The following is a 16,680-nucleotide window of genomic DNA, read 5'->3' on the forward strand; positions in this document are numbered from 1 at the left end:
ATATCTCTTGATTTATTTTCAATACATAGTATAATATCTTTTGTCACTAAATTGTCTGGTGATGATGGCGAAGAGGTCACACCCGTTCCCATACCGAACACGGAAGTTAAGCTCTTCAGCGCCGATGGTAGTTGGGGGTTTCCCCCTGTGAGAGTAGGACATCGCCAGGCTTTCTTCATTCCGCAGTAGCTCAGTGGTAGAGCTATCGGCTGTTAACCGATCGGTCGTAGGTTCGAATCCTACCTGCGGAGCCAATTTGGAGAGCTGTCCGAGTGGCCGAAGGAGCACGATTGGAAATCGTGTAGGCGGTAACCCCGTCTCAAGGGTTCGAATCCCTTGCTCTCCGCCACAATTTACATAATAAAGGGCCCGTTGGTCAAGCGGTTAAGACACCGCCCTTTCACGGCGGTAACACGGGTTCGAATCCCGTACGGGTCACCATTTTTATAGAATACACACCAGCATTTTTTATTCGGAGGATTAGCTCAGCTGGGAGAGCATCTGCCTTACAAGCAGAGGGTCGGCGGTTCGAGCCCGTCATCCTCCACCATATCTTTTATATCGTCGCGGGGTGGAGCAGTTCGGTAGCTCGTCGGGCTCATAACCCGAAGGTCGCAGGTTCAAATCCTGCCCCCGCAACCAAAATGGTCCGGTAGTTCAGTTGGTTAGAATGCCTGCCTGTCACGCAGGAGGTCGCGGGTTCGAGTCCCGTCCGGACCGCCATTTTTCAAAAGAATACTTGGCTCGGTAGCTCAGTTGGTAGAGCAACGGACTGAAAATCCGTGTGTCGGCGGTTCGATTCCGTCCCGAGCCACCACTATTTGCCGGTGTAGCTCAACTGGTAGAGCAACTGACTTGTAATCAGTAGGTTGGGGGTTCAAGTCCTCTTGCCGGCACTGTTTTTCAAAAGTGGAGGGGTAGCGAAGTGGCTAAACGCGGCGGACTGTAAATCCGCTCCCTCCGGGTTCGGCGGTTCGAATCCGCCCCCCTCCACCATTTTTTGTTTTCATAGGGGCATAGTTTAACGGTAGAACAGAGGTCTCCAAAACCTCCGGTGTGGGTTCGATTCCTACTGCCCCTGCCAATTATATTTTATAATTCATTACATCTATGGCGGTTGTGGCGAAGTGGTTAACGCACCAGATTGTGGCTCTGGCACTCGTGGGTTCGATTCCCATCAATCGCCCCATTTTATTATTGGGCTATAGCCAAGCGGTAAGGCAACGGACTTTGACTCCGTCATGCGTTGGTTCGAATCCAGCTAGCCCAGTTGATATGCGGAAGTAGTTCAGTGGTAGAACACCACCTTGCCAAGGTGGGGGTCGCGGGTTCGAATCCCGTCTTCCGCTCCAATAATGGCGGCATAGCCAAGTGGTAAGGCAGAGGTCTGCAAAACCTTTATCCCCGGTTCAAATCCGGGTGTCGCCTTTTTTGAAAAGACTGCCGGGGTGGTGGAATTGGCAGACACACAGGACTTAAAATCCTGCGGTAGGTGACTACCGTGCCGGTTCAAGTCCGGCCCTCGGCACCATTGTTTTTTAATATAAGATGCGCTCTTTAATGATCATGCCGGTGTGGCGGAATTGGCAGACGCGCACGACTCAAAATCGTGTTCCTCACGGAGTGCCGGTTCGACCCCGGCCACCGGTATCTAGTTTTAAATATTCTTTATTATCGTCAATCACAGAAGAATTAAGGAATATCAACGTTTAAAACGTCTTTCTACAAATTGTAGGAGGGCGTTTTTTATTTGTTTTTTAGTTGATTTTTCACACAATAAAATTACTTCAAATCGTGTTCACTGCTGAAAGGGGCCTAGCTAAATGGCAATCGGGAAGCTATTGAATTATTTGTTTAGGACTGTGAGTAATAAATTTTTAAGGCGTTTCTTAATTCCCTAACAGCAAAAGGAATAAGTATTGCTGAATTAAAGCCTTACGATATGACAGAGGAACATATTAAGGAGATTATTTTTACTTTATTGATGGTTACCTTATGATTAAACTAAAGAGGCAGGATAATTGAAGAAGGATTGGATATAAATTGTACATAAGAGGTGTTGTAATGATTACGGTTAAAAATGCTGAACGTTATTTTAAAGATAGCATTGGTGAAGATACCGATGATATAAAAAAGGTTTGGGAAACATTTAAGGCTTTTTCAAAGGAGACAGTTGAGGGCGAAGAAGATAAAGAAATTTTATTTCAGTGTGGTGTCTATGATTTTACAGGAGAGGAACTATTTCATTTTGACTTTGTACGTCAGTTTACAGTTTATGAAAAAGATGATTATTCTCACATGGAACAACTACACTGTGAATTTTTATTTAAACCAACAAGCGAGTTAAAAAAGTTAAAGGTGGTAGAAGAATGGTCAATGGATTATGACGATATCGAGCATTTTTTTAATCATATTGAAAGTATTCATGAGTTTAAAATACCTTTGAATTTAAAGCCGATAAAATCAGAAATATATCAGGAAGAGCTTTAATTCTTTTCATTAACAGGGGCTTTACTTTAAGAGGGTATACCTTGCCTTTTTGGAATAATTTATCACGGAGTGCAGGTTCGACCCCGGCCACCGGTATCTATTAAAAGTTTCATGATTGGTTTTACCATGAACCTAACGTTTCACCCTCGTGGTAAAACGTTTTTTTGTGGTTTAAATGAGTTATTTAGATAAAAAATAGGAACCTATTAGAAAATAATGAGTATGTACTTCTTTTGGCAGAATAATCTTTAGATGATTTGCAACATTTGATAAGATACATTTAACCATGTAAGGAAACAAAATGGGGCAGCACATTCACATAAAACAGTGTACTACCTTTGAGTAACTAAATGAATATTTGTGGGTACATACACATCTTTAGCTGACATCAACATGGTGACCCAGTTTAAGGGGAGAATTTATGAAAAAACAAAATGATCATGAGGAGTTATTGACAGGTGGAAATGTCTCAAACGTATATCGTTCGGGAGATACGGTTCGTCGAGAAGTAAAGTCAGACAATATCAATATACAAAAGCTGCTAAAGCATTTAGAAAAAAAGAATTTCTCCTATGCTCCAAAGTTTTTAGGGGTTGATGAACAAGGTAGAGAGATATTGTCCTTCATTGAAGGCGTAGCCGGTCATGATCCTTTAAAAGAATACATGTGCTCTCACCATGCCTTAAAAGAAATAGCGAGAATGCTTAGACTGTATCATGATGCTGTTTGTGATTTTCCCATTTCAGACGATTGGGAACGAATGGACAATACGCCTAACAACTTAGAGGTTGTTTGCCATAATGATTTTGCAATGTACAACATCATTTTCAATAATGAAAAACCAGTAGGAATTATTGATTTTGATGTAGCTGCTCCTGGTCCAAGGCTTTGGGATATCGCATATACTCTGTATACATGTGTACCTATCAGTAGGTTTTTTCGCACTGAAACAGGAGAGATCGTGAAATATTCTTCATTAGAACATGCAGACCAGATAAAGCATAGAGTGAAACTGTTTTTTGAATCTTATGGTGAGGAAATAGCAGAAGATTATTTGTATATGGTGCTGTTGCGTTTAAAAAGGTTATGTCAGTACATGAAACGAAAAGCGAGTGAAGGGGATATCGCTTTTCAAAACATGATTCATGAGGGGCATCTTGAGCATTATCAAAAAGACATTCAATTCATTCATGAACATAGAAAAGATTGGATGTAAAGAGGCGGCGTTGTTATTGCAAAAGAATACGATATTACAGACCATGATTGAAGACGAGGGATCACATGATTATCCTCTTTTTAGACAGTACTGTGTGAAAAAAGAACAGGGCCTGCGTAAAGATGCGCTAAAAGTTCTTCAGGCCTTTATTGAAGAGATGAAAGAGAACGATTTTGAAGTACAGCGTTTATTTGTTGCTTGGCTGTTTGAGAAGATTGAACGGTTTGAGGATGGTCATCATTTGCTTGTGTATCCATTGATAATTGGGGTGATTCAGCCTGTTCTGCAAGAGTGGGAGAAGGTTGACCCAATGGATGTGAGACCATATCGCTGGCAGGGCTTGTTTGTACATCAGGGAGAAGGGCTGCCCTATTTATTGAAAGCGCTAGAGTTTGGAGGCAGCAGTGAGCAGCGTGTCATTGTTCAAATTTGCGAAACCTATTTATCGGCTTTATGGTATTCGTTTCATCATATACATGAAGATCTTTATTTAAGCACCTATGAGAAAGACCAAGAGCGAATTCAAGGGATTGAACGTGTTATGATGCTGATTCAAGATCAAAGAACTCGTACGAATGTTCAAAAACAAGCTGTCTATTATGACGAGCTTTTAACGGACTGGATGACGTTTCAGCAGACGGAGACAAGGGGCTTTATGAAATGGTGTGCGGAGCGTAAGAAACCGTATGAGTGGGTAGAGTCCTTTTATTATCAGCAATAGATGAGAAAACGGCAGAGTTCATTCTGCCGTTTATTTATGCCATATTCGTTCTATTTCTATATGATCTGGACTAAAATATCTCAGGATATAGACATCTGGATTGCTTAGTTTCTTCCACTCCTCGAATCCAAGTGTTGGATCGGCGTGTTTAAGAAGCAGGCTCATGATATTGCCATGTGTGACGAATAGGGTATGATCTGTTTCTAATTTTATTTGTTCGTGGAGTGCTTCTACAATACGATTCATGGCTTCTTGGCTCGATTCTCCGCCTTCACAGGTCATATGTAAGTCTGTAAAACTGAGCTTTAGTTTCTCATGCCAATTGTCTATTGGTTTGCTGCTTAATACACGTTCAGAGAGGCGCTGATCGATTTTTATCTCGAGTTGTTTTGCATGAGCAAGAGGCTCAATAGTTTGGATCGCTCGTTTATAAGGACTTGAGATAATTTGATTGAGATGAATGCTGGAAAAAAACTGTGCCAGTTCATGAGATTGAGTGATGCCTTGTGGTGTTAAAGCTGCATCTTTAGATTGTCCATCTGCTTGGCAGTGTCTGACGATATAATAAGTTTTCATTGGATACACCTTTCATTGAGTATAAAAAAATCATCCAGTATTGGATGAGGATTTACGAAGATCTAGGTAAGCTTGTTCGTATCTGTTTCTTTATAGGGATCTGTGAGCTTGGAGGTCAGGTCTAGGTTGAACAAAAAATCATCGACGGTGTCTGTGCCAAAGGGAAGTGTGGAGAAATTGATTGGGATGCTGTCTTCTTGCTTTTCTGAAGTGATTTGCTGTGCAGGCTGCTTTTTTCTCCAGTTCTTAAACAAGCGCATGTGAGGCCCCCTTTTCTTTGAAAAAGATGGATTTATACATAATATACGGGGAGAGTTGTCCAGGCGTCAAATGTTTTCTTCAAAAGGAACGATTCAATTGATAACAAGAGCCACAGGAAAGTGCGGCTCTTGTTGTCAGTTTACATTGCGCGTTGTAATGCTTGCAGTAATTTACGTTTGCATCTTAAGTTGTAGCGCTTCTTATGGAGTTTCTCCGTTTTAAACCTGCCTATGACACGTCGAACATCGGGATCATAAATGATGAGCTCTCTGCAAGTTTGATCATGTAATAGTGTTTGAAACCAGTAATATTTTTTGAGATGTGCTGCGTTCCTCGAGATATCCTCTTCATCCACTTGTAGAAAAGGGATATACACAGCAAGTGAAAAGATGTCTAAAATGAATCCCATTTTGCTTCCTCCTTTCATTGTTATTCATTACGCTTAGGAGAAGGCGAGGTTTCATTCAATAAACGTTAAAAACAATCCCAGTGCATAAACCATTCTTTTGATTCTTTGTCATAATAGAAATACATCGTGCCGTTATCACCAATCATGAAACGAGGTTTTTCTTCTGAGGCGATTTGCAGCATGAATTCGCCTTGTTGTTGATGGGGCGGGGATTGAATATACGCCCCATATCCACCGATTTTTGTGAACGAATAATTTGTGTATTGATCAAAGAAGTGGTTTGTCGCTTCTTCACTTTCGTTTACTTCTGTTAGATCCACATATGACCATGCTTCTTCCCAGCAAGGGAAGTCCCTTTGCTCACTTTCGTTCCATTGGATTTGAAAGGCTTTGAGCCCTCTCACTTCTTCAGGAGTTTCAGCTACTTCTAAACCTTCGATTGATGCATATTCAATGAGCTTCCAGCCTTCACCGTTTTTGGTGATATCAATCGGAAGTGTTTTCTGATTAAGAAAAATTTGAATCAGCTTACATTCATTGAAGCCGTTTATTCCTCCTGGCACTTCTGGTAAATAAATTTGTAAAATCGGAATCATGGCCCCATCTTGATCTGTCGGCCAGCCTTGATGAGGATCGATGAAAAAATGGCCGGCAAACCAGCTGTGTACAGCTGGATCAGGACGGAAGCCGCCAATTTTGGCGATGGCTGGCTTTTTCCCGATTAGATTTAATTCTTGAAAAGCTTTGATTTCCATGGGTTATTCCTCCAGCCTTTAGCCTGCAATGTGTGCATCATGAAATGTGCCATTTATATTTCCTGTAACAATAATGACATGACCCCAAAATAAATCACCGTCATGATAGTAGACTTCAAACTCTCCCTCAGGGTAAACATGCAGGCTTTCAAGTGAAATACGGCTCATAAATTGATTCAGTGTGAGTTCTTCTTGCTTTTCAGCTGATTCGTCTTGTTCCTGCCAATCCTTTGCTAGATCTATCAGCTGATTCGCGGCAAATGATTTAATAGAAGAATCCCATTTGGCTTGCTCTTGCATAAGTTGGTTTGCTGTTCGAAGAGAGTCCTTTATTTTTTCATCTTCTTCGAGGTTGAAGTAGAGAAGGCACTCTTCATTGCTCCATTGGATCGTTTTTTCAAATAAGTCTAGTCCTTTTACTAACTCAAAGGTGCCAAGTATGTCATCATGATAATACACAGGCTTTTGGGCTTCTTCTAAAATTTCTTGAAGCGCTTGATCCTGTGTATCTGTATTGATCAAAGATACAAGCATGAATTCACCTTCGCCTTTTCGAACCTGAAGTGTAACGATTGATTCTTTATGTAATTGTGCCTGTTTTTCCCTTAATCCCTCGTCATCTGTTAACCAGCAAAGTCTTACATTTTCGGTTATGATATGACCGTTTTCTTTCCAAGCAATCAGTGGAATAGAAGCGGTCCAAAGAGGTTCCTGGCCTGCTTTTCCTGCCCCTACGCCAGAAGGTCCTGTAACAGCAATGATAGTGACTACATCTTCTGAAAATCTCTCTTCAAAAGTGTTGATTTGTTTGTTAATCTTCATGTGATGTCCTCCAGCCTGATTTTTTTGTCATGAACATATAAGTGTTGTGATCAAGTTCTACCTCTTTATCACACCGCACATCAGTAGGGGAAATCAAGCTTTTTTTGTTTTAAACTGTTTTTTTAGGGAGATACATGGATTAATGGAGGTTGAGTCACAATAAAAGAAGCATGGATCGAATTTTGTATAAATTTGGGTAAATGAGTCGGAAAGCCTAGGTGATTCTTCCTTTTCTTTATAATTACTTTGACACGAATAGATGAAAAAAGTAAAGTAATACTGAGTGATTTACAAAACCTTCTTCATCCACTAAAACATGAAGTGTGCGTAAATTTAATGTAAATGGATATTTTTCCTTTTATTTACTCGTATTTTTTTTGAAACTTATGATGCTTCTCATTCGTTATATTAAAGGAGCGCATGTATCCGGCGGAGACAGAGCATCGGCATGCTTGGCGAAGAAGATTTACATTTGCAAAATGAATGTAAATTTTTTATGATTTCATTTATATCAGAACGATGATAAGAAAGAAGAGGTTTTATGAAAAAAATATTTGCAAACAAATATAGCTTTTTTGTTTTGGCTGTCCTTTTATTCTGGGCTAAATCGTACACAGCCTACAAAATGGACTTTAATTTAGGAGTAAAAGGTTCTTTTCAAGAGGGGCTTCTCTTATTGAATCCATTTAGTTCAGCCATCGTGTTTTTTGGACTTGCTCTCTTTTTGAAGGGGCGTAAATCTGCCATTGTTTTAATTGTTATTGATTTTATTATGACCGCACTTTTATATGCAAATGTAGCGTATTACCGTTTCTTTGATGACTTTTTGACTTTCTCAACAATGAAGCAGGCAGGAAATCTTGGGGGAGGCATGACTGGCGGTGTGCTAGCAAGCATTAAGCCGCATGACCTTTTATACTTCCTTGATATTATCATTTTGATTGCGATTGTCATTTGGAGACCAGAAGTGAAGAAGTTCCAAATGAAAAAGACGTTTGCACTGCTGATTGTAGCTGCAGGTATTGGACTGTTCTTTGTAAACCTTCATTTGGCTGAAAAGGATCGTCCAGAATTATTAACGAGAACCTTTGATCATAAGTATGTTGTCAAATACTTAGGTGTTTATAACTATACGATTTATGATGGGGTACAAGCAGCACAAAACGCAACACAGGTAGCCAATGCAAGCAGTGAAGATTTAACGGATGTTGTGAACTATACGTCCTCTCACTATGCGAAGCCAAATGCAGAGTATTTTGGTAAAGCAAAAGGCAAAAACATTATTAAAATTCATTTAGAAAGCTTCCAGTCTTTCTTAATTGACTACAAATTAAATGGAGAAGAAGTGACTCCATTCTTAAACAAACTGGCTCATGGGAAAGACGACTTTACGTATTTCGATAACTTCTTCCATCAGACAGGTCAAGGGAAGACATCAGATGCTGAGCTGATGATGGATAATAGTATGTTTGGCTTGCCAGAGGGAGCAGCATTTGTGACAAAGGGTGAAAATACCTTCCAATCACTACCTGCCATCCTAGATCAAAAAGCAGGCTATACGAGTGCAGTACTTCATGGGGACTATAAATCTTTCTGGAACCGTGACACGATTTATAAACATATGGGAATTGATCAATTCTTTGATGCTTCCTATTACAACATGGATGAAGAAAACCTTGTGAATATGGGTCTGAAGGATAAACCGTTCTTCAAAGAATCAATTCCAATGCTAGAATCAATGAAAAAGCCATTTTATGCACATTTAATGACACTGACAAATCACTATCCATTTAATTTAGATGAAAAAGATGCGACAATCGCTAAGGCAACAACTGGCGATAAAACAGTCGATAACTATTTCCAAACAGCAAGATATTTAGATGAGTCATTAGAGCAATTCTTCAAAGACTTGAAAAAATCAGGTATGTATAAAGACTCAGTCATTTTATTATATGGTGACCATAACGGTATTTCTGAGAACCATAACCGTGCAATGAGTGAAATTCAAGGGAAAGAAATCACTCCTTATCAAAATGCACAAAACCAGCGTGTTCCGCTCATGATTCGTATTCCTGGTAAGAAGGGCGGCGTGAACCATACGTATGGTGGTGAAGTCGACGTTATGCCAACACTTCTTCACTTACAAGGTATCGATTCAAATGAATTCGTGAATTTTGGAACAGACTTATTCTCTAAAAAGCATGATGAGACTGTTGCCTTCCGTAATGGAAACTATGTGACACCGAAATACACACTTGTCGATAATACCGTTTATGATACGAAAACGGGTAAAGTGGTGAAACAAAATAAAAAGACAGAGGCGATTAAAGCCCGTGTTGATAATCAGTTAAGTCTTTCAGATAAAGTGCTCTATAGGGATCTTCTTCGATTCCATAAGTTATCTGATTTCAAACCAGTGAATCCATCGGATTATTTCTATGGTAAAGCAAACAAAGAAAAAGAAGCGGATTCTTCTGCTAACTAACTGAGTTTTGGGCAAGCACAGAAAGGTGCTTGCCTTTTTCTCTCTCTTCGCTTGATTTGTTGGCAAAATATGTTTATATTTAGGGAGAAACAAGCGTGACGCCGGCTGGCAGCTGGTGACACACATTTCGTCCTTGGGGAATTCAGGAGGAGCTTATGACAACAAATACAAAAACACAAAAAAAGAAATCAGAATTATGGGGCTGGATCAAAGCCATCTTAATCGCATTTATTGCTGTTTTTATCATTCGGAACTTTTTATTCGCGCCATACATTGTCAAAGGATCTTCCATGTATCCGACATTACATGATACAGAGCGGGTGTTTGTGAATAAAACGGTTGATTATTTCGGTGATTATAAACGGGGACAGATCATTGTTCTTGATGGGGAAGACCGCAGCACGCATTATGTCAAACGCTTGATTGGTTTACCTGGTGATAAAATTGAAATGAAAAATGATCAGCTATATGTTAATGGAAAAAAAGTGGCGGAGCCTTACTTAGCATCAAACAAAAAGAAAGCAGCGGCAGATGGCACTTTGCTGACACCTGATTTTGGCCCTCTGACTGTTCCAAAAGGAAAGTACTTTGTCATGGGGGACAATCGCCAAAATTCAATGGACAGCCGCAACGGCTTAGGTCTTTTTACAAAGCGTGATATTCAAGGAACTACCTCATTTGTATTTTATCCTTTCCAAGACATTCGACTACTCAATCATTAATAAACAATAAAAAAGCACACAGCCGTGTGCTTTTTTCTATGTCATTCAGACTGACTTTTTGTAATCGCCTGTTCAAGATCTGCAAGAATATCTTCAATCGCTTCTGTTCCAACAGATAAACGAATGAGCTCTGGTGTGACACCTGTCGCTTTTTGTTCTGCTTCGCTTAATTGCTGATGCGTTGTGCTGGCAGGGTGAATAATGAGGGATTTAGAATCGCCCACGTTTGCGAGATGGGAGAAAAGCTTCACAGAATCAATGAGCCTTTTACCTGCTTCGCGTCCACCTTTAATACCGAATGTGAGGATTGCGCCTTGTCCTTTTGGTAAATAGGTTTGAGCAAGCTCATAGGATTCGTGACTTTCAAGACCTGGATAGCTTACCCAATCGACAAGAGGGTGATCCTGTAAGAATTGTGCTGTTTTCAAGGCATTTTCACTATGCCGCTCAAGACGAAGATGTAATGTTTCTAAGCCTTGCAGAAGTAAAAATGAGTTGAATGGCGACAGAGCTGCCCCTAAATCACGTAAGAGCTGTACTCGTGCTTTTGTGATATAAGCCGCTTCTCCAATCGCTTCTGTATATGTCAGACCGTGATAGCTTGGATCTGGTTCAGTCAGTCCTTTGAACTTATCGCTGTCAGCCCAAGGGAATCGGCCGCTATCAACGATGACACCGCCAATTGATGTACCGTGACCGCCAATAAATTTGGTTGCTGAGTGGACGACAATGTCTGCACCAAACTCGATAGGTCTTAATAAATAAGGGCTGGCGAGCGTATTGTCCACAATAAGCGGGATATGATGCTTGTGTGCAATGGCTGAGATGGCTTCAATATGTAAAATGTCGCCTTTTGGATTTCCAATGCTCTCTGCATACACTGCCTTTGTTTTGTCTGTGATCGCCGCTTCGAGTTCTTCAAGGTTGGATGAATCGACGAATTTTACTGTAATTCCAAGTTTTTTGAGTGTATGGGCAAATAAATTGTAGGTGCCGCCATAAAGACTGCTTGAGGAAACGATTTCATCTCCGGCTCCTGCAATGTTTAAAATAGAATAAGTCGTCGCTGCTTGCCCAGAAGAAACAGCAAGTGCACCAATTCCACCTTCAAGCTCAGCGATACGCTTTTCAAATACGTCATTTGTAGGATTCATAATACGTGAATAAATATTTCCCGGTTCCTGAAGACCGAATAAATTCGCTGCATGCTCACTATCTCTAAAACCAAAGGAGCTTGTTTGGTAAATAGGAACGGCTCTTGAATAGGTCGCTGAATCAAGTTCCTGACCTGCGTGAATGGCTTTTGTTTCTAAACGAAATGGACGTTCTTCTGACATGTGTGTATCCTCCTTTTGTTAGATAAAACCAACTGTTTTGATAAGAAATATTTAATAAGACTATAAATCTTGTTCTCTGCTCGGTCAATCATTTTTTAGATAAATCTGAAAAAACAATAAATATAGTTGACAGGTAGGAATAGTGTGTATTAACATGAGCATACTGAAAACACGAACAAGAATGGCTGATCGGTCAACCGAAGGCTCTATCACTCAAGCATGAGTGAAGAGCCTTTTTTTATTTGAAAAAGAAAGGATGATGAAAATGGAAAAAAAGAAAAAACGAAAAAAATACAGAAAACACATGGATCTCACACTAGACATATTGATTGAGCGGAACAAATATGAGATTTACAGCAGCAAGGAACGAATAGAAGCGATTTACGATCGGATCGATGAAAAACATACAAGGACAAAATAACCATTTTATAAATTTGAGTTGATTTATGGGATTAATATGATTTAGGATGGTGCTAACAAATCAATATGATTAGCTGATCGGACAACGCGAAGGCTCTTATCTCTTTTTTGGGATAAGGGCCTTTCTGTGTATTTATCTGATCGCAAGAGGAGTGAAGGCTTCAATGACGATTTCAATTGATATTGTGGATAAATCCTTTTGGAAAGACAAACAGTCCATTCGGGTACTTGAAGACTTAAGATTGAGCATCATTCCTGGTGAATTTATAACAGTAATAGGTCCGAGCGGATGCGGGAAAAGTACGTTGCTAAAAATCATAGGCGGGCTCGACACAGCGTATGATGGGCAAATTTTGATAGGAGACAGACAGGTCACAGAACCAGGAATGAAACAGGGCTTTATCTTTCAGGAACACCGCCTGTTTCCATGGCTGACAGTCGAAGAAAATATAGCGGCCAATTTCAATTTAAAACAACAGGATGTACGCCGCAAAGTGGATGAACTGATTGAAATTGTTCGTTTAAAAGGATTTGCACACGCTTATCCACATGAGCTCTCCGGAGGAATGTCGCAACGGGTTGCCATTGCGAGAGCACTCCTTCGTGATCCGGAGATCTTATTGCTGGATGAACCATTTGGTGCGCTGGATGCATTCACACGAAAGCACTTGCAGGATGTGCTGCTGGACATTTGGCAGGAGAAAAAAACAACAATGATTCTCGTTACTCATGATATTGATGAATCGATTTATTTAGGAAATGAAATTGTGCTAATGCAAGCGAGACCTGGCCGAATCCATAAAATTCTTCCTGTGAACCTGCCTTTTCCGCGTGATAGAACGTCAACTGCTTTTCAAAGCTTAAGACAAAAGGTGCTTTCAGAATTTGAGAAAACAGATGAATTGTTACTAACTGATGGATCAGGGATTTAGGGAGGGGAAATCGCATGAAAAAGAAACAGATGATCGTTATCTTTTTGAGTCTTCTCCTTGTTTTAGCAGGGTGTGATCAAGCAGCAGACGGCTCAGAAAACAAGGTGAAAGAAATTAGGATTGGGATTCAGCAAAGTTTGAGCCCGCTGCTTTTAGCAAAGGAAAAAGGGTGGTTTGAACAATCATTTGAAAAAGAAGGAGTGAAGGTAAAGTGGGTGGAGTTTCAAAGTGGTCCTCCCCAATTTGAAGGACTTGCTGCAAATCAATTAGATTTCTCGCAAGTTGGAAACTCACCTGTCATAGCAGGTCAGGCAGCAGGTATTGATTTTAAGGAAATTGGTTTATCTCAGGATGGGCTGAAAGCGAACGGTATTTTAGTGAATAAGAACAGTAAGATTCAAAAAGTAGAAGACTTAAAAGGGAAAAAAATTGCTGTCGCTAAAGGGAGCAGCGGCTTTGACTTTTTATACAAAGTATTAGATCAGGCAGGTTTATCTGCGAAGGATGTTCAGATTATTCAGCTTCAGCCAGATGAAGCGATATCAGCATTTGAAAATGGGTCCGTTGATGCTTGGTCGATCTGGGAGCCGTTCTTATCACTTGAAACGATAAAGAAAGGAGCAAAGCTGCTGGTGAATGGGGAAGCGACCGATTTATATTCTCCAGGTTTCACACTTGTTCGAACTCAGTTTGCTGATCAGCATCCTGAACTAGTAGTGAAATTCTTAAAGGTATATGACCATGCAGTGAAGTGGCAAAAAGCACATCCAGAAGGGGCTGTTACGCTATATGCGCGTTTAAAAAATTTAGATAAGAAGGTCGTCACACAAGTATTAAACAATACGGAACCACTTAATAAGCCCATTTCGAAGAAGATCATTAATGCTCAGCAACATACCGCTGATTTTCAATATCAAACAAAAGCGATCCAGCGGAAAATTGATGTCAATCAGGTTGTAGATAATTCGTTTATTGAAAAAATGCTAAAAGAGGAGATGAATAAATGAAAGCTATTTCGAACCCGGCTTTAGCATCTAAAATTGAGCGGTCAAAGAAAAAAAGGAGAAAAGCTTCTTCTTTATATAAGTTAAAGGGATTGGTATTACCTCTCCTACTTATTGCAGTTTGGCAGATCATAGCTGGTTCTCAATTCGTTTCTTCCACTGTACTTCCTTCGCCTGTCTTAATTGCAGAATCCTTTCGAGAGTTGATTCGTTCTGGTGAACTGTTTGGCCATCTATACATCAGCCTTTATCGAGCGATATGTGGATTTTTACTAGGGGGAGGCTTAGGTCTTTTGCTGGGCGTATGCGTAGGGTTTTCTAAAAACACAGAGCAGTATGTAGATCCGACATTGCAAATGTTGAGAACCGTTCCACATTTAGCGGTCACTCCTTTATTCATCCTCTGGTTTGGCTTTGATGAAACGGCGAAAATTTTATTGATTGCACTTGGGGCTTTTTTTCCGATTTATATTAATACTTTTCTAGGTATTCGCAGTGTAGACAATAAGCTGTTTGATGTGGCTCGCGCCTTAGAGTTTAATGTGTATCAAAGCATCACAAAGCTGATTTTACCGGCTGCTCTTCCTCATATTCTTCTGGGCGTGAGGCTGTCATTAGGAATTGCTTGGCTTGGTTTAGTGGTAGCTGAGTTGATGGGTTCAAGCAGCGGCGTAGGCTATATGATTATGGATGCAAGGCAATTCTCTCAAACGGATAAAGTGTTTGTAGGAATTATCATCTTTGCAGTAGTTGGTAAGCTGACAGATTCATTTGTACGTCTGTTAGAAAAGCGTCTGCTCAAGTGGCGCACTAGTTATCAAGGTGAATAATAACAGGGGGCGATGTTATGAATATTTTATGGTTTATTCCAACGCATGGAGACGGCCGTTATTTAGGATCAGCAAAAGGGGCAAGACAGGCAGACTATCCATATTTTAAACAGATTGCTCAAGCAGCTGATCAGCTTGGTTATACAGGGGTCTTGCTGCCTACTGGGAGATCATGTGAAGATCCATGGCTGACGGCAGCTGCTTTAGCTGCGGAAACCACTCATTTAAAGTTCCTCGTGGCTCTTAGACCAGGGCTGATGCAACCGTCTGTTGCTGCTAGAATGACTTCTACATTAGATCGTCTTTCAGGCGGGAGACTGCTGATTAATGTGGTAGCAGGGGGAAGTAAAGAGGAGCTTGAAGGGGATGGGCTGTTCATTTCTCATGATGAACGCTATGAGGCAACAGAAGAATTTTTGACAATTTGGAAGCGGTTATTGAAAGGAGAAAATGTACAATTTCATGGCAAACATCTACAAGCGGAGAATGGCCGTCTGTTATTCCCACCAGCTCAAACACCCCATCCACCAGTCTTTTTTGGCGGATCATCATCAGCAGGAATTCAAGCAGCCGCCAAGCATACAGATGTCTATTTAACTTGGGGCGAACCGCCTGCACAAGTAAAAGAGAAAATTGCACAAGTGAAGAAACAGGCTGAAAAGGAAGGAAGAACGGTGAAGTTTGGCATTCGTCTTCATGTGATTGTGAGAGATACCGAAGAGGAGGCATGGCAGGCAGCGGAACATCTGATTCGTCATTTGGATCAAAAAACAATTGATGAGGCGCAAAAAGTGTTACAGAGGATGGACTCAGTAGGTCAAAGACGAATGGTGGAATTGCACCAAGGGAGGAAAGACCAACTTGAAATCAGCCCAAATCTTTGGGCAGGCATTGGTTTAGTACGCGGCGGTGCAGGAACAGCACTCGTCGGAGACCCGCAAACAGTAGCAGAACGTATCCTAGAATATGAGTCTCTAGGCATTGATACATTTATATTTTCTGGCTACCCGCATCTAGAAGAAGCTTATTATTTAGCAGAGCTTGTTTTCCCGCTCCTTCCATTCAAGAGATCAGGGGCTACAGGACTCTCTGTGCCAGCTGGTGAAATCATTGGGAACAATCATTTCCCAGATGCAGCCTCTGCTGCTAGTTCCTCTTAAATATGAAAAAGCAAAGCAGTCTGCGATGGCTGCTTTGCTTTTTTTCATAGAATAGCGGGAGTCTTATGTTGTGTACTGCTGAACAAAGTAAGGGCTTTTTTCCCAATCGCTTTTCTTGTATATACACATTTATAGAGTCAAGAAAAGAAGGGAAATATGCCCACTCTTTTATCAGAATGATCAGTAAATTTTTCATAATTGGCGTTATTACGACATATAATCAGGACTTTTTTATCTGATATATCGGGGGAATTCTTTCTATCTCACAAAAAAGAAAGAATAAATATGATTGATGATAAATATGGACTATTTGAAAAAAAGGAGAAAAAAGATGGTGGAAATGACATTAAATGGGTATTGTGGTTCTTATGGGGTGTCAAAATCTAGTAAATAAGAGAGGGTTTAAACAGATGAAAGGGAATAATTGAATAAAAAGTCACATTTTAATCAAATGTATGTTCGGTCAAAAATGGGATGTTCTGTAGATGTTTGGAGTGTGACGCCTATGATACGATCATCATAAGCTGGGAGGTGAAAAGT

Annotated in this window: 16 protein-coding genes, 16 tRNA genes and 1 rRNA gene; 27 read left to right on the forward strand and 6 right to left on the reverse strand. The window is 40.5% G+C overall.

Annotated elements, in window-relative coordinates:
* Window positions 1-54: 54 nt before the first annotated feature.
* The 20 genes from rrf (at window position 55) to NSS76_RS04540 (ending at window position 4,427) form a co-directional block, all read left to right on the forward strand.
* Window positions 55-170: ribosomal RNA gene (gene rrf, locus NSS76_RS04445) — 5S ribosomal RNA — on the forward strand.
* A gap of 9 nt (window positions 171-179) precedes the next feature.
* A tRNA-Asn gene (locus NSS76_RS04450) sits at window positions 180-254 on the forward strand.
* Between the two features lie 4 nt (window positions 255-258).
* A tRNA-Ser gene (locus NSS76_RS04455) sits at window positions 259-349 on the forward strand.
* A 17-nt stretch (window positions 350-366) separates the two neighbouring features.
* Window positions 367-441: transfer RNA gene (locus NSS76_RS04460), tRNA-Glu, on the forward strand.
* Between the two features lie 33 nt (window positions 442-474).
* Window positions 475-550: transfer RNA gene (locus NSS76_RS04465), tRNA-Val, on the forward strand.
* Between the two features lie 15 nt (window positions 551-565).
* Window positions 566-642 (forward strand) — tRNA-Met (locus NSS76_RS04470).
* 4 nt (window positions 643-646) lie between these two features.
* Window positions 647-723, forward strand: a tRNA-Asp gene (locus tag NSS76_RS04475).
* An 18-nt stretch (window positions 724-741) separates the two neighbouring features.
* Window positions 742-817, forward strand: a tRNA-Phe gene (locus tag NSS76_RS04480).
* 6 nt (window positions 818-823) lie between these two features.
* Window positions 824-896: transfer RNA gene (locus NSS76_RS04485), tRNA-Thr, on the forward strand.
* Between the two features lie 15 nt (window positions 897-911).
* Window positions 912-996: transfer RNA gene (locus tag NSS76_RS04490), tRNA-Tyr, on the forward strand.
* A gap of 14 nt (window positions 997-1,010) precedes the next feature.
* Window positions 1,011-1,084, forward strand: a tRNA-Trp gene (locus tag NSS76_RS04495).
* Window positions 1,085-1,113: 29 nt separating this feature from the next.
* Window positions 1,114-1,189, forward strand: a tRNA-His gene (locus tag NSS76_RS04500).
* Window positions 1,190-1,198: 9 nt separating this feature from the next.
* Window positions 1,199-1,270, forward strand: a tRNA-Gln gene (locus NSS76_RS04505).
* Between the two features lie 7 nt (window positions 1,271-1,277).
* Window positions 1,278-1,352 (forward strand) — tRNA-Gly (locus tag NSS76_RS04510).
* A 5-nt stretch (window positions 1,353-1,357) separates the two neighbouring features.
* A tRNA-Cys gene (locus NSS76_RS04515) sits at window positions 1,358-1,428 on the forward strand.
* Window positions 1,429-1,442: 14 nt separating this feature from the next.
* Window positions 1,443-1,531 (forward strand) — tRNA-Leu (locus tag NSS76_RS04520).
* A 37-nt stretch (window positions 1,532-1,568) separates the two neighbouring features.
* A tRNA-Leu gene (locus tag NSS76_RS04525) sits at window positions 1,569-1,650 on the forward strand.
* A gap of 414 nt (window positions 1,651-2,064) precedes the next feature.
* Window positions 2,065-2,490: a hypothetical protein gene (locus NSS76_RS04530; RefSeq protein WP_044335991.1), complete on the forward strand. Its 426-nt coding sequence runs from the start codon at window positions 2,065-2,067 to the stop codon at window positions 2,488-2,490.
* Window positions 2,491-2,911: 421 nt separating this feature from the next.
* Window positions 2,912-3,706, forward strand: coding sequence for a phosphotransferase (locus NSS76_RS04535; protein WP_044335930.1), 795 nt, complete (start codon window positions 2,912-2,914; stop codon window positions 3,704-3,706).
* Window positions 3,707-3,722: 16 nt separating this feature from the next.
* Window positions 3,723-4,427 (forward strand): hypothetical protein, encoded by a 705-nt coding sequence (locus NSS76_RS04540; RefSeq protein WP_341080960.1) that lies wholly within the window; start codon window positions 3,723-3,725, stop codon window positions 4,425-4,427.
* Window positions 4,428-4,457: 30 nt separating this feature from the next.
* Here NSS76_RS04540 and NSS76_RS04545 read toward each other — a convergent pair whose 3' ends face one another.
* The 5 genes from NSS76_RS04545 to NSS76_RS04565 form a co-directional block, all read right to left on the reverse strand.
* A complete protein-coding gene (locus NSS76_RS04545; protein ID WP_341080962.1) occupies window positions 4,458-5,003 on the reverse strand; it encodes a histidine phosphatase family protein in 546 nt (181 codons plus the stop codon).
* Window positions 5,004-5,065: 62 nt separating this feature from the next.
* Window positions 5,066-5,263 carry a hypothetical protein gene (locus tag NSS76_RS04550; protein ID WP_041109825.1) on the reverse strand — a complete coding sequence of 66 codons (198 nt, stop codon included), beginning with the start codon at window positions 5,261-5,263 and terminating at the stop codon, window positions 5,066-5,068.
* Between the two features lie 140 nt (window positions 5,264-5,403).
* Window positions 5,404-5,673 (reverse strand): hypothetical protein, encoded by a 270-nt coding sequence (locus tag NSS76_RS04555; protein WP_111927036.1) that lies wholly within the window; start codon window positions 5,671-5,673, stop codon window positions 5,404-5,406.
* Window positions 5,674-5,738: 65 nt separating this feature from the next.
* The gene (locus NSS76_RS04560) at window positions 5,739-6,428 is read right to left on the reverse strand and encodes a DUF1963 domain-containing protein (RefSeq protein WP_341080968.1); all 690 of its coding nucleotides are present in this window, start codon (window positions 6,426-6,428) and stop codon (window positions 5,739-5,741) included.
* Between the two features lie 18 nt (window positions 6,429-6,446).
* Window positions 6,447-7,250: a DUF2262 domain-containing protein gene (locus NSS76_RS04565; RefSeq protein WP_341080971.1), complete on the reverse strand. Its 804-nt coding sequence runs from the start codon at window positions 7,248-7,250 to the stop codon at window positions 6,447-6,449.
* Window positions 7,251-7,791: 541 nt separating this feature from the next.
* On the opposite strand from NSS76_RS04565, the gene NSS76_RS04570 reads away from it, so the two are divergent.
* Both NSS76_RS04570 and lepB read left to right on the forward strand, forming a co-directional pair.
* Window positions 7,792-9,735, forward strand: a complete 1,944-nt coding sequence (locus NSS76_RS04570) for an LTA synthase family protein (RefSeq protein WP_024427404.1) — start codon at window positions 7,792-7,794, stop codon at window positions 9,733-9,735.
* Window positions 9,736-9,890: 155 nt separating this feature from the next.
* On the forward strand, window positions 9,891-10,457 hold the full coding sequence (gene lepB / locus NSS76_RS04575; RefSeq protein WP_024425343.1) for a signal peptidase I: 567 nt from the start codon (window positions 9,891-9,893) through the stop codon (window positions 10,455-10,457).
* Window positions 10,458-10,498: 41 nt separating this feature from the next.
* Here the strand turns inward: lepB and NSS76_RS04580 are convergent, their stop codons facing one another.
* Entirely contained in the window at window positions 10,499-11,794 is a 1,296-nt protein-coding gene (locus NSS76_RS04580) for a homocysteine synthase (RefSeq protein WP_024425342.1), read from the reverse strand.
* A 265-nt stretch (window positions 11,795-12,059) separates the two neighbouring features.
* On the opposite strand from NSS76_RS04580, the gene NSS76_RS04585 reads away from it, so the two are divergent.
* The 5 genes from NSS76_RS04585 to ssuD all read left to right on the forward strand — a co-directional run bounded on the left by NSS76_RS04585 (window position 12,060) and on the right by ssuD (window position 16,140).
* A complete protein-coding gene (locus NSS76_RS04585; protein ID WP_029706872.1) occupies window positions 12,060-12,215 on the forward strand; it encodes an FbpB family small basic protein in 156 nt (51 codons plus the stop codon).
* A 163-nt stretch (window positions 12,216-12,378) separates the two neighbouring features.
* On the forward strand, window positions 12,379-13,146 hold the full coding sequence (locus tag NSS76_RS04590) for an ABC transporter ATP-binding protein (protein WP_024425340.1): 768 nt from the start codon (window positions 12,379-12,381) through the stop codon (window positions 13,144-13,146).
* A gap of 29 nt (window positions 13,147-13,175) precedes the next feature.
* The gene (locus NSS76_RS04595; protein WP_445662191.1) at window positions 13,176-14,153 is read left to right on the forward strand and encodes an aliphatic sulfonate ABC transporter substrate-binding protein; all 978 of its coding nucleotides are present in this window, start codon (window positions 13,176-13,178) and stop codon (window positions 14,151-14,153) included.
* Window positions 14,150-14,980: an ABC transporter permease gene (locus NSS76_RS04600; protein WP_073204440.1), complete on the forward strand. Its 831-nt coding sequence runs from the start codon at window positions 14,150-14,152 to the stop codon at window positions 14,978-14,980. Before NSS76_RS04595 ends, NSS76_RS04600 begins: the two co-directional genes overlap by 4 nt.
* A gap of 17 nt (window positions 14,981-14,997) precedes the next feature.
* On the forward strand, window positions 14,998-16,140 hold the full coding sequence (ssuD, locus tag NSS76_RS04605) for an FMNH2-dependent alkanesulfonate monooxygenase (RefSeq protein WP_103132154.1): 1,143 nt from the start codon (window positions 14,998-15,000) through the stop codon (window positions 16,138-16,140).
* Window positions 16,141-16,680 lie beyond the last annotated feature (540 nt).

This window comes from Bacillus sp. FSL R5-0654 (genome assembly GCF_038008745.1).
GTDB lineage: Bacteria > Bacillota > Bacilli > Bacillales > Bacillaceae > Bacillus > Bacillus safensis.

What these genes read in the sequence shown, in the direction of transcription:
- NSS76_RS04595 (WP_445662191.1), top strand. Translation starts at nt 13,176, where the DNA reads ATGATCGTTATCTTTTTGAGTCTTCTCCTTGTTTTAGCAGGGTGTGAT.
- NSS76_RS04570 (WP_024427404.1), top strand. Translation starts at nt 7,792, where the DNA reads ATGAAAAAAATATTTGCAAACAAATATAGCTTTTTTGTTTTGGCTGTC.
- NSS76_RS04565 (WP_341080971.1), bottom strand. Translation starts at nt 7,250, where the DNA reads ATGAAGATTAACAAACAAATCAACACTTTTGAAGAGAGATTTTCAGAA.
- NSS76_RS04550 (WP_041109825.1), bottom strand. Translation starts at nt 5,263, where the DNA reads ATGCGCTTGTTTAAGAACTGGAGAAAAAAGCAGCCTGCACAGCAAATC.
- NSS76_RS04555 (WP_111927036.1), bottom strand. Translation starts at nt 5,673, where the DNA reads ATGGGATTCATTTTAGACATCTTTTCACTTGCTGTGTATATCCCTTTT.
- NSS76_RS04545 (WP_341080962.1), bottom strand. Translation starts at nt 5,003, where the DNA reads ATGAAAACTTATTATATCGTCAGACACTGCCAAGCAGATGGACAATCT.
- lepB (WP_024425343.1), top strand. Translation starts at nt 9,891, where the DNA reads ATGACAACAAATACAAAAACACAAAAAAAGAAATCAGAATTATGGGGC.
- NSS76_RS04590 (WP_024425340.1), top strand. Translation starts at nt 12,379, where the DNA reads ATGACGATTTCAATTGATATTGTGGATAAATCCTTTTGGAAAGACAAA.
- NSS76_RS04530 (WP_044335991.1), top strand. Translation starts at nt 2,065, where the DNA reads ATGATTACGGTTAAAAATGCTGAACGTTATTTTAAAGATAGCATTGGT.
- ssuD (WP_103132154.1), top strand. Translation starts at nt 14,998, where the DNA reads ATGAATATTTTATGGTTTATTCCAACGCATGGAGACGGCCGTTATTTA.
- NSS76_RS04585 (WP_029706872.1), top strand. Translation starts at nt 12,060, where the DNA reads ATGGAAAAAAAGAAAAAACGAAAAAAATACAGAAAACACATGGATCTC.
- NSS76_RS04535 (WP_044335930.1), top strand. Translation starts at nt 2,912, where the DNA reads ATGAAAAAACAAAATGATCATGAGGAGTTATTGACAGGTGGAAATGTC.
- NSS76_RS04600 (WP_073204440.1), top strand. Translation starts at nt 14,150, where the DNA reads ATGAAAGCTATTTCGAACCCGGCTTTAGCATCTAAAATTGAGCGGTCA.
- NSS76_RS04560 (WP_341080968.1), bottom strand. Translation starts at nt 6,428, where the DNA reads ATGGAAATCAAAGCTTTTCAAGAATTAAATCTAATCGGGAAAAAGCCA.
- NSS76_RS04580 (WP_024425342.1), bottom strand. Translation starts at nt 11,794, where the DNA reads ATGTCAGAAGAACGTCCATTTCGTTTAGAAACAAAAGCCATTCACGCA.